Source organism: Streptomyces sp. NPDC093546, assembly GCF_044765045.1.
Classification (GTDB): Bacteria; Actinomycetota; Actinomycetes; order Streptomycetales; family Streptomycetaceae; genus Streptomyces.
The window spans coordinates 124,345-137,291 of sequence record NZ_JBIWJG010000012.1; the positions used below are offsets into that span (position 1 = coordinate 124,345).

14 protein-coding genes and 1 pseudogene are annotated in these 12,947 nt (G+C 74.0%); 11 read left to right on the plus strand and 4 right to left on the minus strand.

Annotated elements, in window-relative coordinates; translation table 11 throughout:
• The 5 genes from bioD to tpg are packed head-to-tail and all read left to right on the plus strand — an operon-like array spanning nt 1 to nt 4,519.
• Nucleotides 1–720, plus strand: coding sequence for a dethiobiotin synthase (gene bioD / locus ACIRNI_RS24595; RefSeq protein ID WP_403554322.1), 720 nt, complete (start codon nt 1–3; stop codon nt 718–720).
• Nucleotides 721–722: 2 nt separating this feature from the next.
• The gene (locus tag ACIRNI_RS24600) at nt 723–1,067 is read left to right on the plus strand and encodes a VOC family protein (protein WP_403554324.1); all 345 of its coding nucleotides are present in this window, start codon (nt 723–725) and stop codon (nt 1,065–1,067) included.
• Between the two features lie 50 nt (nt 1,068–1,117).
• Complete coding sequence (locus ACIRNI_RS24605; protein ID WP_403554326.1) at nt 1,118–1,765, plus strand: class I SAM-dependent methyltransferase; 648 nt, start codon at nt 1,118–1,120, stop codon at nt 1,763–1,765.
• Between the two features lie 15 nt (nt 1,766–1,780).
• The gene (tap, locus tag ACIRNI_RS24610; protein WP_403554330.1) at nt 1,781–3,952 is read left to right on the plus strand and encodes a telomere-associated protein Tap; all 2,172 of its coding nucleotides are present in this window, start codon (nt 1,781–1,783) and stop codon (nt 3,950–3,952) included.
• A 9-nt stretch (nt 3,953–3,961) separates the two neighbouring features.
• On the plus strand, nt 3,962–4,519 hold the full coding sequence (gene tpg, locus ACIRNI_RS24615; protein ID WP_403554332.1) for a telomere-protecting terminal protein Tpg: 558 nt from the start codon (nt 3,962–3,964) through the stop codon (nt 4,517–4,519).
• A 45-nt stretch (nt 4,520–4,564) separates the two neighbouring features.
• Here the strand turns inward: tpg and ACIRNI_RS24620 are convergent, their stop codons facing one another.
• Nucleotides 4,565–4,888, minus strand: coding sequence for a hypothetical protein (locus tag ACIRNI_RS24620; protein WP_403554334.1), 324 nt, complete (start codon nt 4,886–4,888; stop codon nt 4,565–4,567).
• A 303-nt stretch (nt 4,889–5,191) separates the two neighbouring features.
• On the opposite strand from ACIRNI_RS24620, the gene rox reads away from it, so the two are divergent.
• Nucleotides 5,192–6,652: a rifampin monooxygenase gene (gene rox, locus ACIRNI_RS24625; protein WP_403554336.1), complete on the plus strand. Its 1,461-nt coding sequence runs from the start codon at nt 5,192–5,194 to the stop codon at nt 6,650–6,652.
• A gap of 32 nt (nt 6,653–6,684) precedes the next feature.
• On the opposite strand, the gene ACIRNI_RS24630 is transcribed toward rox, so the two are convergent.
• Nucleotides 6,685–7,167: a hypothetical protein gene (locus tag ACIRNI_RS24630; protein ID WP_403554337.1), complete on the minus strand. Its 483-nt coding sequence runs from the start codon at nt 7,165–7,167 to the stop codon at nt 6,685–6,687.
• A 135-nt stretch (nt 7,168–7,302) separates the two neighbouring features.
• Between ACIRNI_RS24630 and ACIRNI_RS24635 the strand changes: the two genes are divergently transcribed.
• Nucleotides 7,303–8,280, plus strand: a complete 978-nt coding sequence (locus ACIRNI_RS24635) for a GlxA family transcriptional regulator (protein ID WP_403554339.1) — start codon at nt 7,303–7,305, stop codon at nt 8,278–8,280.
• A 10-nt stretch (nt 8,281–8,290) separates the two neighbouring features.
• Here the strand turns inward: ACIRNI_RS24635 and ACIRNI_RS24640 are convergent, their stop codons facing one another.
• The gene (locus ACIRNI_RS24640) at nt 8,291–8,662 is read right to left on the minus strand and encodes a fic family toxin-antitoxin system, toxin component (RefSeq protein ID WP_403554341.1); all 372 of its coding nucleotides are present in this window, start codon (nt 8,660–8,662) and stop codon (nt 8,291–8,293) included.
• Nucleotides 8,663–8,714: 52 nt separating this feature from the next.
• Complete coding sequence (locus ACIRNI_RS24645) at nt 8,715–8,984, minus strand: toxin-antitoxin system HicB family antitoxin (RefSeq protein WP_356647277.1); 270 nt, start codon at nt 8,982–8,984, stop codon at nt 8,715–8,717.
• A gap of 70 nt (nt 8,985–9,054) precedes the next feature.
• Here ACIRNI_RS24645 and ACIRNI_RS24650 point away from each other — a divergent pair, with 70 nt between their 5' ends.
• The 4 genes and pseudogenes from ACIRNI_RS24650 to ACIRNI_RS24665 form a co-directional block, all read left to right on the plus strand.
• Nucleotides 9,055–9,519 carry a GNAT family N-acetyltransferase gene (locus tag ACIRNI_RS24650; protein WP_403554343.1) on the plus strand — a complete coding sequence of 155 codons (465 nt, stop codon included), beginning with the start codon at nt 9,055–9,057 and terminating at the stop codon, nt 9,517–9,519.
• A 158-nt stretch (nt 9,520–9,677) separates the two neighbouring features.
• Nucleotides 9,678–11,054: a hemolysin family protein gene (locus ACIRNI_RS24655; protein WP_403554345.1), complete on the plus strand. Its 1,377-nt coding sequence runs from the start codon at nt 9,678–9,680 to the stop codon at nt 11,052–11,054.
• Nucleotides 11,051–12,070 (plus strand): hemolysin family protein, encoded by a 1,020-nt coding sequence (locus ACIRNI_RS24660; RefSeq protein ID WP_403554347.1) that lies wholly within the window; start codon nt 11,051–11,053, stop codon nt 12,068–12,070. Before ACIRNI_RS24655 ends, ACIRNI_RS24660 begins: the two co-directional genes overlap by 4 nt.
• Nucleotides 12,071–12,110: 40 nt before the next feature.
• Nucleotides 12,111–12,875: pseudogene (locus ACIRNI_RS24665) on the plus strand (SGNH/GDSL hydrolase family protein); the annotation flags it as partial.
• Nucleotides 12,876–12,947: the final 72 nt, after the last annotated feature.

The following is a 12,947-nucleotide window of genomic DNA, read 5'->3' on the forward strand; positions in this document are numbered from 1 at the left end:
ATGACGGTACTGGTGGTCAGCGGAACGGGCACGGAGATCGGCAAGACCGTCGTCACGGCCGCCGTCGCCGCGGTCGCGCGGGCGGCGGGGCGGTCGGTGGCCGTGCTGAAGCCCGCGCAGACGGGGGTCGGCCCGGGCGAGCGGGGCGACGCCGACGAGGTCGTACGCCTCGCCGGTGACGGCGTCACGCCCGTCGAACTGGTCCGCTTCCCCGAGCCCCTGGCCCCGGCGACGGCCGCGCGGCGCGCCGGGATGGCGCCGGTGGCGCCGGAGGAGGTCGCGCGGGCGGCGCGGAAGCTGGCCGAGGAGCACGACCTGGTCCTGGTGGAGGGCGCCGGCGGGCTCCTCGTACGGTACGACGCCGAGGGCGGCACGCTCGCGGACGCGGCCCGGTTGCTGGACGCGCCCGTGCTGGTCGTGGCGCCCGCCGCGCTCGGCACGCTCAACATGGCGACGCTGACGGGCGAGGCGCTGCGGGCCCGCGGCCTGGCCCAGCTGGGCGTGGTCGTCGGCAGCTGGCCGGACGAGCCCGGGCTGGCCGAGCGCTGCAACATCACGGACCTGCCCGAGTCGGCCGGGGCGCCGCTGCTGGGCGCGGTGCCCGCGGGCGCGGGGGCGCTGCCGGTGGAGGCCTTCCGGGAGCGGGCGGCGTCCTGGCTGGCGCCCACGCTCGGGGGCACCTGGGACGCGGAGGCGTTCGCCGCGGCCGTACGCTGCTGAGCATGCGTGCTCGAGTGAGTGAGATCGTGTTCGACTGCGCCGACCCGGCCGCGCTGGTCCGCTTCTGGGCGGCGCTGCTGGGCGGCGAGCCGGTGGACCGCGGCCCCGACTGGTCGTACGTCGAGCCTCCCGGGTTCGTACGGATCGCCTTCCAGCGCGTGCCGGAGGGCAAGGCGGCGAAGAACCGGCTCCACCTGGATCTGGAGGGCGGAGAGGTGGACGCCGCCGCGGCCGAGGCGGTACGGCTCGGCGCGGTGCGGGTCGGCGGCGTCGTGGCGGACGACTACGGCGACTTCCAGGTGCTGCGGGACCCCGAGGGCAACGAGTTCTGCTTCGTCAGCGGCTGACGGGGGGACACTGACGGTGTCCGCCCCACCCTCTCGCCGGGAGGTCCGCGATGCGGGACACCGTCCACCACCCCCTCTTCGCCCGCTTCTACGCGCGCGTGAGCGTCGCGATGGACACGAAGGGCGGCGTCGCCGCGTGCCGCGACGAGCTGCTGGCCGGGCTCTCCGGCCGGGTCATCGAGATCGGCGCCGGGAACGGCCTGAACTTCGCCCACTACCCGGGAGCCGTCTCGGAGGTCGTCGCCATCGAGCCGGAACGGCGGCTGCGGCAGTTGGCGGTGAGCGCGGCGCTGCGCTCCGACGTACCGGTGGATGTGGTGCCGGGCGTGGCGGAGGCGCTGCCGGTCAAGAGCGAGGCGTTCGACGCGGCGGTGGCGTCGCTGGTGCTGTGCACGGTACGGGACCTGCCGCGCGCCCTCGCGGAGCTGCGGCGGGTCCTGCGGCCGGGCGGTGAGCTGCGGTTCTTCGAGCACGGGCGGGCGGAGGGGCGGGCCCTGGCGACGGCTCAGCGGGCGCTGGACCGCACGGTGTGGCCGACGCTCTTCGGCGGGTGCCACACGGCGCGCGATCCGCTGGCGGCGATCGAGGCGGCGGGTTTCGAGGTCGTCACCCACCGCCGGTTCCGCCTCCCGGAGAAGGGGCCGCAGCTGCCGTCGTCGCCCTGCGTCCTGGGGGTGGCCCGGCGCCCGGGCGGCTGACGTTAGGGTGACCGTGTGTCTGATGAGCAGGAGCAGCTGTTCGCGGCGGTCGACGCGCTGCTGGAGCAGGTGGCGGCCCTTCCCGCCCCGGCCGAGCGCCGCCGCCTGCGCGAGGCGGCGGGGCTGAGCCGGGACCAGATCGCCCAGGCGCTCTCCGTCCGCCGCGAAACCATCACGTCCTGGGAAACCGGCCGCTCGGACCCCCGCCCCCCGAAGCGGGCGGCGTACGCGCGGCTGCTGTCGGGGCTGGCGGAGCGGCATCCGGAGGCTGTGGAAGAGGCCGCGGAGGAGTCGGCGGAGGCTTCGGGGGCGGCCCCGGCTCTGGCAGTGAATCCGGCACCGGCACCGGCACCACCGTACGACGACAGCGCCGGCGGTCCCGCCGGGCGGGTGCCCGCGCCGCAGGACCGGCGCACGGCAGGGGTGGCGGCCGGGCAGGCCCGCACCACCGTGACGCGCGAGCGGCCCGCCGCCCGGCCCCAGGACCAGGACCAGGACCAGGATCCGGTCGACCCGCGGTTCGCGCACGGCCCGTTGGCCGTGCTGGACGGCGACGGCAGCGCGTACTGCGCGGGCGGGCTCGTCCTCGACTGCCCGGCCACCGACCTTCCCTCGCTCGCCGAATGGGCCCTGGGCGAGGCGCGGCTGGGCGCGCCCCGGCTGCACCGCAACGGGCAGGACGCGGACCCGCTCGTGGTGCTGACGGAGTCGGCGGCCGTCCGGCTCGGATTGCCGGCCGAGCTGGCGGACCGGCGCGGGCTGCGGCTGCCCGACGACCACGAGGTCGTACGGCGGATCAGGAAGGCCGACTGGCTGCTGACGCGCCGTGGGTTCGGGCCCTGGGCCTGGCTGTACCGCCCGGCGCAGGGCAGCCGCCGCCGGTGCGTGCAGTTCGCCGTCCTGCCGTGGGGCGCGCTGGACAGCCGTACGTGGGGCGAGGCCGCCGCACTGCCCCCGGCCGACCTGGCCGACATGCTCGCGACGTACGCCGCCCGGGTCATCACGCCGCGCGGGACCACCGCCGTCTGCGGTCTGCAGCTGATGACCGCGCTGCGCCCGCCGACGCGCGCGGTGCGGGACGAGGCCACCGGTTCCTGGGTGTCCGCGCCCAGCCCCGGCACGCTCACCGCGCCCGTGGACCCGGCGCCGCCGGAGGCCCCGGACGAGCACCCGGTCGTCGCGGCGCTGTACCCGCGCACGCACCAGCGCACGCCCGACCAGGTGCTCGACGAGGAGGCGTACGACTGGATCCGCAGTCCGGAGCTGCTCACCGACGCGGAGTGCGCCAGGCCCTACGCCGTCGGCATCGACGTGAACATGGCGTTCGCGGCGGCCGCGAACCGCCTCACGGTCGGGCTGGGCGCCCCGGTCCACGTCACCTCGCCCGTCTTCGACAAGAAGACGCCCGGCTCCTGGCTGGTGGACCTGTCCTCCGTCGAGGTGGACCCGCGGCTGCCGAACCCGTTCACGCCGCACGGCGCACGGCCGGAGGGACCGGCCTGGTACGCCACGCCGACCGTCGCGTACGCCGTCGAACTCGGCCACCACGTCGCGCCCGTCGAGGCGTACCTCCGCCCCGACAACGGTGCCTACCTGGACGCCTGGTACACGCGTCTGCGCGACGCCTACCTGACGACGATGGAGGAGTTCGGCGTACGCGCCGGGATGCCGGAGGCGGAGTTCCTCGCGGCGATGGAGGAGGCCGAGCGGCACAAGGCGGAGCATCCGGGCCGTGCGGCCGTCCTGTCGGCCATCAAGGCGACGGTCAAGGGCGGCATCGGCAAGCTCCGCGAGCGTCCGCAGGGCGTCGGCTACCGCCCCGGCGAGCGGTGGCCCGCCCTGGAACGCCCCACCTGGCGCCCGGACATCCGGGCGGCCGTGATCGCGGCCGCGCGGATCAACATGCACCGCAAGATGCTGCGGCTCGCCGAGGGAGCGGGGCTGTTCCCGATCGCGGTGCTGTCCGACTGCGCCGTGTACCTGTCCGACGGGCCGAGCCCGCTGGACTTCCTGCCGCGCACCCCGGAGGGCAAGCCACTGCCGGGCGGCTTCCGGCTGGGCGTGTCGCCCGGCATGGTCAAGCACGAGGGCACGCAGTCCCTGATGTGGGCGGTGCGCATGCTGGACGAGGGCCACAACCCGGCCCGGCACATCAAGGGCACGGACGCCGTGGCGGACGGGGAGTAGGGCCGCACGATGGGCATCCTGGGCGACAGCCTCGAACGGGCGGCGGAGCACACGTTCACCCGCCCGCTCCCGAAGTCCGCTCCGGCGCAGGTCAGGTTCCTCGTCAGGAGCGAGAAGGGCTCCACGCGGGCGGTGGCGCGGCGCCTCGGCGTCTCGCAGCGCACGGTGGAGCGGTACGTCAAGGGCCAGATCAGGCAGCCGCGCCCCGAGCTCGCGGCGCGCCTGGTCGCCGAGGTGCGAAAGTCGTGGCAGCCGCGCGTACGGCAACGGGCCCGCGAGGCGGCCGCGACGACCGGCGGCATCGTGATCGAGACCCGCGCCCGCTTCGGTTTCACGGCCGCCCCCGGCTCGACCGACGACAGCCGCCTGCGCCTGATCACCCAGCACCTGCCCCCCGCCTACGCGGCACGCCTCTTCGACGCCCAGGCGGCCGGCGCGGCCGAACAGGAATTGCGCGCCATCGCCGCCGAGGGCCTCCAGGAGCAGTACTTCAAGGACCGCGGGCGGCGCGCGGCGGGCCTCCAGGTCGAGTTCACCGACATCGATTACGTGGAGCTCGACTACTAGGGCACGTATCGAGTCGGGATCAATGGGTGGTTCGGGTGGCGCACGCTAGATGGGGTTGCAGTGCGCGCCGACGATCTCGTTGTGGCCGCCCACGACCTCTTTGACGATCTCGCATTCGTAGAGCCAGCGCCTGCTGTCCGTCCTTGTGATCAGCGTGTTTTCCATCGGTTCATGGTTGATGTACAAGGGCGTGCAGCCGTATCCGTCCAGCGTGCGCAGGCGGGCGTGGTACTCCAGGTGCCGACACTCGTAGTCGCGCCATGCGATGGCGCTGGATACCGGCGCGGTGACCCCGATTGACGTCGCGGCGGCGAGCCCCACGGTGACGGCGGCGACAACCGGACGACGGACGAGTGATCGCAGGCTCATGGCGATTCCCTTTCTCCCGGCTCGCCTTGGCCCGCCTACCGCTGCCCCACGCAGCGCCGGGACCAGGCGAGAACGACCTCTCAGCACGGACATGCCCGGCGCTTCGTCGCAGAACCGGAAGCGCTACGGCCTTCACCCAAACGTGGAGCACCGCCGAGCGCACAAGGAAAAAGGGCCACAAAAACGAAGGCAAGGAGGTTACCCACTCCTTGCCACTCTCAACGTATAGCGCACTGGGGGCCTTGCGGCAAGGCCCCGGTGGTGCCGCAGAATCTCCCACCTCAGCCAGGACATGGGGGTTTCATGATTGACGTGATCATCGCCGGGGGCGGACCGACCGGTCTGATGCTGGCCGGCGAGTTGCGGCTGCACGGAGTGCACGTGGTGGTGCTGGAGAAGCTGGCGGAGCCGACCAGGCAGACCCGCGCGCTCGGTCTCCATGTGCGCAGCATCGAAGTGATGGACCAGCGCGGGCTGCTGGAGCGGTTCCTCCCGCTCGGCCAGAAGTACGAGACCGGCGGGTTCTTCGCAGGCATCGGCACATCGTGGCCGACCGGGCTGGACACCGCGCACGGGTATGTCCTCGGCATCCCGCAGAACACCACCGAGCGGCTGCTGGCCGAGCACGCCGTCGAGCGCGGCACCGAGATCCGGCGCGGCTGCGAGCTGGTGGGGCTGAGCCAGGACGACGACGGTGTGACCGTCGAGCTGGCCGACGGCGCGGCCGACGGCGCGGCCGGTCGCACGCGGCTGCGCGCGCGGTACCTCGTCGGCTGCGACGGCGGCCGCAGCACCGTGCGCAAGCTGCTCGGCGTCGGCTTCCCCGGCGAGCCCGCGAGGGTCGAGACGCTGCTCGGCGAGATGGAAGTGGCCATGGAGCCGGAGGAGCTGGCGGCCGTGGTGGCGGAGGTGCGCAAGACCGAGTGGCGGTTCGGCACCATGCCGCTCGAAGGCGGGACGTACCGCGTCATCGTGCCCGCCGACGGGGTGGCCGAGGACCGCTCGGTCCCGCCGGCGTTCGAGGAGTTCAAGCAGCGGCTGCGGGACTTCGCCGGCACCGACTTCGGTGTGCACTCGCCCCGCTGGCTGTCCCGGTTCGGCGACGCCACCAGGCTGGCCGAGCGCTACCGCGTCGGCCGGGTGCTGCTGGCCGGTGACGCGGCGCACGTCCACCCGCCGACCGGCGGGCAGGGCCTCAACCTCGGCATCCAGGACGCGTTCAACCTCGGCTGGAAGCTGGCCGCCGCGGTGCGCGGCTGGGCGCCGGAGGGGTTGCTGGACAGCTACCAGAGCGAACGCCGGCCGGTGGCCGCCGACGTACTCCACAACACCCGGGCACAGATGGAGCTGCTGTCCTCCGAACCGGGCGCCCGGGCCGTGCGCCGGCTGATGGCGGAACTGATGGAGTTCGAGGAGGTGAACCGGTACCTGATCGAGAAGATCACCGCGATCGCCGTCCGCTACGACTTCGGCGAGGGGGACGAGGGGCACGAGCTCCTCGGCCGGCGGCTGCGGGACGTGAAGCTCAAGGAGGGGCGGCTCTACGAGCTGATGCGCGACGGCCGCGGACTGCTGCTCGACCAGACCGGCCGGCTGTCGGTGGCGGGCTGGGCGGACCGGGTGGACCACGTCGTCGGCGTCGGCGAGGAACTGGACGTGCCCGCGGCGCTGCTGCGGCCGGACGGGCACGTGGCCTGGATCGGCGAGGACCAGCCGGGCCTGCGCGGACAACTGCTCAGATGGTTCGGCGCTCCCGTCGGCTGAGCGTCGCGGGGCCGGGGCAGGGGCCCCGTCCCTCAGGCCGCGAGGAGGATCGCCGCCGCCCCGAAGAGGTCGACGACGCAGCACCACTCCGACCAGGCGCGGGGCGCCACCCGGTCGGCGCGGTGGTGGGCGAAGTCCCAGACCGCGTGGGCGAACCAGCCGGCCGCCAGGAGGTAGTGCGCGGTCGTCCGGTCGGCCGTGAGCGCCACCAGCGCGAGCGCGGCGAAGACGAGCAGCCCGCCGATCTGGAGCGCGAGGACGCGGGGGCCGCGCAGGTGCCCGCGCAGCGCGCCGAAGGCCAGGTAGAAGAGGGGCATCAGGGCGAGGAGCGCCGCGAGGCGTGCCACGGGCGGGGTGCCGTCGAGGAAGGTGGCGGCCACCACGGCGAGCGCGAGCCAGGTGGGCCAGCGGTGCCCGAGGAGGCGGAGGAGCCGGGACGGCCGGGACGGCCGAGGCAGTTCGGGCGTGTCCGGTGTCGTGTCGGCTCTGGTTCCGCGGGTGGCGTCGGTCGTCATGGGTCTCTCCCGGAGCGGCGAGGCGGCGGTCGTGGTGGAGTCCACCTTCCGGCCCGCCGGCCCCGTCCGCGTACGGTCTCCCCCGGTCATGTCCCGAACCTTGGGGTACCGGTCCTTCCGGCATAGGGTCGTCGCATGACGGAACGGCGAGTGGCCGTGGTCGGCTTCGACACGGCCGAGTTGCTGGACATCGCGTGTGTGACCACCACCCTCGTCATGGCGAACCACCTCGGTGCCCCGGCCCGCCCGTACGACGTGGTCCTGGCGGCGCCGGGCGGCGGGCCGATCGTGTGCGGCTCCGGGTTCACGCTGCTCAGCCAGCAGTCCCTGGAGCGGCTCGTCGGACCGCTCGACACGCTGGTGGTCTCCGGGGGCCTGGCGGTCGAGCGGGCGGCCGCCGACGCGCGGCTCGTGGGGCACGTCCGCCGCCTGGCCAAGGAGAGCCGACGCGTGGCCTCCGTGTGCACGGGGGCCGCGATCCTGGCCGCCACCGGGCTGCTGGACGGCCACCGTGCCACCACCCACTGGCAGTTCGCGGCCCGGCTGGCCGCCCGCCACCCCGAGGTCACCGTGGACCCGAGCCCCATCTACATCCGCGAGGGCAACATCTCCACGGCGGCGGGCATCACGAGCGCGCTCGACCTCACCCTCGCCTTCATCGAGGAGGACCACGGCGCCGAGCTGGCCCGCCAGGTCGCCCGCCACCTGGTCACGTACCTGCACCGGCCGGGGAACCAGGCGCAGATGAGCATGTTCACGGCCGCGTCGCCGCCCCGCGACGCTCTCGTGCGGCGGCTCGTCGACCACATCGCCGGCCACCCGGACGGCGACCTGGGCACGGTGGCGCTGGCGGCGCTCGCGGGCGTGACGCCGCGCCACCTCACGCGGCTGTTCCTGGAGCACCTCGGTCAGACGCCGGGCCGGTTCGTGCGGCAGGCCCGTACCGAGGCCGCCGCGCACCTCCTCGCGTCCACCGCGCTTCCGCTGGCGAGCGTGGCCGCCAAGTGCGGCTTCGGCTCGGCCGAGACCCTGCGCCAGGCCTTCACGAGTCGCTACGGCATCCCGCCGTCGCGGTACCGGGAGGCGCACGCGGCGCGGCGCGCCCGTGCGTAGGCGGGACCGGTCACAGGCTCCACTGCCGCAGCTCCTCCGCGATGGCCCGGACGTCCGCCTCGCCCTCCCTGACCAGGCGCGCGAGGTCCCGCACCTGCTCGGGCGAGGTGACCACCTTGAGGCCGCAGGCGACGAGGTAGCCATACGCGACGGCGGAGGCGAACATCGCGTTGGAGTGCTCGAGGGCGGGGACGCGCAGCAGCAGGTGGAGCAGTGCGGCGGCCCGCGCGGGAGGGTCCGCGTACACGGCCGTACCGAAGATCTCGGCGTCGTGGCGCGCGACGGCCGCGACGAGCGCGCCCCAGTCGGTGACCTGGGGGTCGCCGGGGGTCTTGTGCTCGGCGACCATGAGGAGCCAGGCGAGGTCGATGGAGAGGCTCATCCGGAGGCGGCGCCCGCCCTCGGCGCGTGGCCCGGCGCGTGTCCCCGGCCGCTCACCGCTTGCCCTTGGCGCGCTTGCCGCCACCCTTCGCCGGAGGCCCGGCCCGGTGCTCGGCGGTGCCGAACTCCTCGGCGAAGACGGCCTCGTACTGCTTCATGAAGTCGGCCGCCGCCTCGACGAAGGTGCGCCCTGCTTCCCCGGCGTCCTGCTGGACGAGTTCCTCGATGTAGCGGTTCACGCTGACGCCACGCTGCTGCGCCCGGCGGCGGGCGGCTTCGGCGGTGGATTCGTCCACGCGAACGTTCAGCTGGGTCTTGGCCACTCCCTCACGCTAGCGCGGCGGCGCTAGCAGCGGCAAGGCATGTCTTCCGGCCGCCGCGGCATCGTGGAGGATGGAACGCATGAACGATCTTCGGATACGGGCCGCCCGGCCGGCCGACCTCGACGCCGTCCTCGCCTTCTGGAAGGTCGCCGCCGAGGGCACCAGCATCAGCGACGACCGCGACGGTGTCGCGCGCCTGGTCGCCCGCGACCCGGACGCGCTCCTCCTCGCGGAGCGGGACGGCGCGCTCGCGGGCACGGTGATCGCCGGCTTCGACGGCTGGCGCTGCCACCTGTACCGGCTCGCCGTCCATCCGGACCATCGCCGCCAGGGCGTCGGCGGGGCGCTCCTCGCGGCCGCCGAGGAGCGCTTCGTACGGCTCGGAGGGCGGCGCGGGGACGCCATGGTCCTCGACGGGAACGCGCTCGCGCACCACGCGTGGCGGGCCGCCGGCTATGCGCCGGAGCCGCAGTGGAGCCGCTGGGTCAAGCCGCTGGAGGAACGGCAGCCGGCAGACGGGCTCCCCGAATCCTGAGCGATTTACCAACCCTTTACCATGAGTGGGCATGCGCCGGAGAACCACTCCGACGACCCGAACGAAAGGTGTGAGCGTCCGCCCATGGGCGAGCCTCCCCGTACGCGACATCGCGCATTCCTCCGCTCCCTGTCCGACGATGGGACGGAGGTGAACCGATGACCGAAGTGCTTCTGCTCGCCGTGGCACTGCTGCTCTGCGTGGCGTGCGGCGCGTTCGTCGCGGCCGAGTTCTCCCTCACCACCATCGAGCGGAGCGAGCTCGAACGGGCCGTCGAACGGGGTGAGCGCGGCGCGGCCGGCGCCCTCAAGGCCGTACGCTCCCTCACCTTCCAGCTCTCCGGCGCCCAGCTCGGCATCACCGTCACCAACCTGATCGTGGGCATGCTCTCCGAGCCGTCGATCGCCAAGCTCATCCGGGGACCGATCCAGACCCTCGGGCTTTCGGCGTCGGCCGCGTCGTCGATCGCGCTCGTCATCGGTACGGGCCTGTCGACGGTCGTCCTGATGGTCGTCGGCGAGCTGGTCCCCAAGAACTGGGCGATCTCCTCGCCGCTGGGCGTCGCCAAGGTCGTCGCCACGCCGCAGCGGATCTTCAGCGCCGCCTTCAGGCCGCTGATCGGCCACCTCAACAACACCGCGAACCGTCTGGTGCGCCGGCTCGGCCTGGAGCCGGCCGAGGAGCTGGCCTCCGCGCGCAGCCCGCAGGAGCTGGTCGCCCTGGCGCGCCACTCCGCGAAGCAGGGCGCGCTGGAGGCCGACACCGCCGAGCTCTTCGTCCGCACCCTGAACCTCGCCGAGCTGACCGCGGAGAACGTCATGACGCCGCGCGTCCAGGTCACCGCCCTGGAGGCGCAGGCCACCGCGGAGGACGTCGCCAACGCCACGCGCGCCACCGGCCTGTCGCGCTTCCCGGTCTACCGGGGCGGCCTCGACACCGTGATCGGCACCGCGCACATCAAGGACGTCCTGGCCATCCCGGCCGAGCGGCGGCCGCGTACGCCGGTCACCGAGATCCTGCGGGAGCCGCTGCTCGTACCGGAGTCGCTCACGGTGGACCGGCTGCTCGACCGGCTGTCCGGCAAGCGGACGATGGCGGTCGTCATCGACGAGTACGGCGGCACGGCCGGCGTCGCGACGCTGGAGGACATCGTCGAGGAGGTCGTCGGCGAGGTGCGCGACGAGCACGACCCGCACGAGACGCCGGACCTCGCCCGGGTGGGCGAGGACGCCGACGGGCGGCTGCTGTGGTCGGCGGACGGCGCCGCCCGGACCGACCAGCTGGAGCGGGCCGGGCTGCGCGTGCCCGAGGGTCCGTACGAGACGCTCGCCGGGCTCATCGCGACGGAGCTCGGCCGCATACCGGTCGTCGGCGACCGGGTGGAGCTCGCGGGCTGGCGGCTCGACGTGGTGGACGCCTCCGGGCGCCGGGCCGCGCGGGTGCTGCTGCACGCGCCCACCGAGCCCCCGGGCGGGGCGCAGGACCACGAGGACGGCGGCCGCCGCGCCGGTGGCGCCGGGGAGGCCGGCCGATGATCGCGATCCAGCTCCTGATCGGTTTCCTGACGCTGGTCGTCAACGCCTTCTTCGTCGGCGCCGAGTTCGCCCTGATCTCCGTGCGCCGCAGCCAGATCGAGCCGTACGCCGAGGCCGGGGACCGGCGGGCGCGCAGCGTCATCTGGGGCCTGGAGCACGTCTCCGCGCTGCTCGCGGCGGCGCAGCTGGGCATCACGCTGTCCACGCTGGTGCTCGGCGTGGTCGCCGAGCCGGCGATCGCGCACCTGCTGGAGCCGGTCTTCGACGCGGTCGGAGTGCCGCACGGGCTGGTGCACCCGATCTCCTTCGTGATCGCGCTGTCGGTGGCGACGTACCTGCACATGCTGCTGGGCGAGATGGTGCCGAAGAACATCGCGCTGGCCGAGCCGACCCGGATGGCTCTGCTGCTGGGGCCGCCGCTGGTGGCGCTGACCCGGGCGCTGCGTCCGGTGATCTTCACGATCAACGCGTTCGCCAACGCGCTGCTGAAGCTGCTGCGGGTGGAGGTGCGGGACGAGGTGTCGGCGACGTTCTCGGACGCCGAGCTGGCGCGGATGGTGACGGACGCGAGCCAGGCGGGCCTGCTGGACGACCGGGCGACCGAGCGGCTGCACGACGCGCTGGAGCTGGGTCGCCGGCCGGTGCGCGACGTGGTGATGCCGGTGGAGCGGGTGGTGTACGCGCGGGTCGGAACGACGCCCGCCGAACTGGAGGAGCTGTCGGCCCGGTCCGGGTTCTCCCGCTTCCCGGTGGTGGACGCCACCCGGGGCATCCTCGGGTACCTCCATGTGAAGGACGCGTTGGACGTCTTCCCGCGCGACCTGCCCTTTCCCGTCTCGTCGATGCGGCCGATCGCCCGGGTCCGGGCGGCCACGCCGCTGGACGACGTCCTGACGGCGATGCGCCGCAGCCGTACGCACCTGGCGGCGGTCCTGGACGACAACGGCAAGCTGGCCGGACTCGTCACGATGGAGGACGTGCTGCGGGAGCTGGTGGGCCGGCCTCGGACGGGCTAGAGACGGCGTAGTCGGGGGCGCGGGATACGATCACTCCGCCATGGAGATGAATGCCACCTACACCAGTTTCGTCGCGGTGGGCGACAGCTTCACCGAGGGCATGTCGGACCTGCTGCCCGACGGCTCCTACCGGGGCTGGGCCGATGTGCTGGCGGGCCGCCTCGCCGCCCGTACGCCCGGGTTCCGGTACGCGAACCTCGCCGTGCGCGGCAAGCTGATCGGTCAGATCGTCGAGGAGCAGGTGGACCTCGCGGCCGCCATGAAGGCGGACGTCGTCACGCTGGTCGGCGGGCTCAACGACACCCTGCGCCCGAAGTGCGACATGGGCCGGGTGCGCGGACTGCTGGAGGAGGCGGTCGAGCGGCTGGCCCCGTCGTGCGGGCGGCTGGTGCTGATGCGCAGCCCCGGCCGCAACGGCCCGGTGATGAAGCGCTTCCGGCCGCGCATGGAGGAGCTCTTCTCGTACGTCGACGAGCTCGCGGCCCGGCACGGCGCTCTGGTGGTCGACCTGTACGGCGCCGAGGTGCTGGGCGACCAGCGGCTGTGGGACGTGGACCGGCTGCACCTGACGGCGGAGGGGCACCGGCGGGTGGCGGAGGCCGTGTGGCAGACGCTGGGCCTGGAGGCGGAGGAGGACTGGCGGACGCCGCTGCCCCCGGCCGTGCGGCCGGGCTGGGCGGCCCGGCGGCTGAGCGACGCGCGGTTCGCGCGGCAGCACCTCGGGCCGTGGATCGGGCGGCGGCTAACGGGCCGCTCGTCGGGTGACGGCCGCCCGGCGAAGCGGCCGGAGCTGCTGCCGTACGAGGTGGTGGCCGAGGCGCGGTCCGAGGTGGTGGCCGAGGCGCGGTCCGAGGTGTTGTCCGAGGCCCGGTCACAG

Bases quoted from the DNA above. Each gene is read 5' to 3' on its own strand.
- bioD (WP_403554322.1), top strand. From the start codon at position 1: ATGACGGTACTGGTGGTCAGCGGAACGGGCACGGAGATCGGCAAGACC.
- ACIRNI_RS24600 (WP_403554324.1), top strand. From the start codon at position 723: ATGCGTGCTCGAGTGAGTGAGATCGTGTTCGACTGCGCCGACCCGGCC.
- ACIRNI_RS24605 (WP_403554326.1), top strand. From the start codon at position 1,118: ATGCGGGACACCGTCCACCACCCCCTCTTCGCCCGCTTCTACGCGCGC.
- tpg (WP_403554332.1), top strand. From the start codon at position 3,962: ATGGGCATCCTGGGCGACAGCCTCGAACGGGCGGCGGAGCACACGTTC.
- ACIRNI_RS24620 (WP_403554334.1), bottom strand. From the start codon at position 4,888: ATGAGCCTGCGATCACTCGTCCGTCGTCCGGTTGTCGCCGCCGTCACC.
- rox (WP_403554336.1), top strand. From the start codon at position 5,192: ATGATTGACGTGATCATCGCCGGGGGCGGACCGACCGGTCTGATGCTG.
- ACIRNI_RS24630 (WP_403554337.1), bottom strand. From the start codon at position 7,167: ATGACGACCGACGCCACCCGCGGAACCAGAGCCGACACGACACCGGAC.
- ACIRNI_RS24635 (WP_403554339.1), top strand. From the start codon at position 7,303: ATGACGGAACGGCGAGTGGCCGTGGTCGGCTTCGACACGGCCGAGTTG.
- ACIRNI_RS24640 (WP_403554341.1), bottom strand. From the start codon at position 8,662: ATGAGCCTCTCCATCGACCTCGCCTGGCTCCTCATGGTCGCCGAGCAC.
- ACIRNI_RS24650 (WP_403554343.1), top strand. From the start codon at position 9,055: ATGGAACGCATGAACGATCTTCGGATACGGGCCGCCCGGCCGGCCGAC.
- ACIRNI_RS24655 (WP_403554345.1), top strand. From the start codon at position 9,678: ATGACCGAAGTGCTTCTGCTCGCCGTGGCACTGCTGCTCTGCGTGGCG.
- ACIRNI_RS24660 (WP_403554347.1), top strand. From the start codon at position 11,051: ATGATCGCGATCCAGCTCCTGATCGGTTTCCTGACGCTGGTCGTCAAC.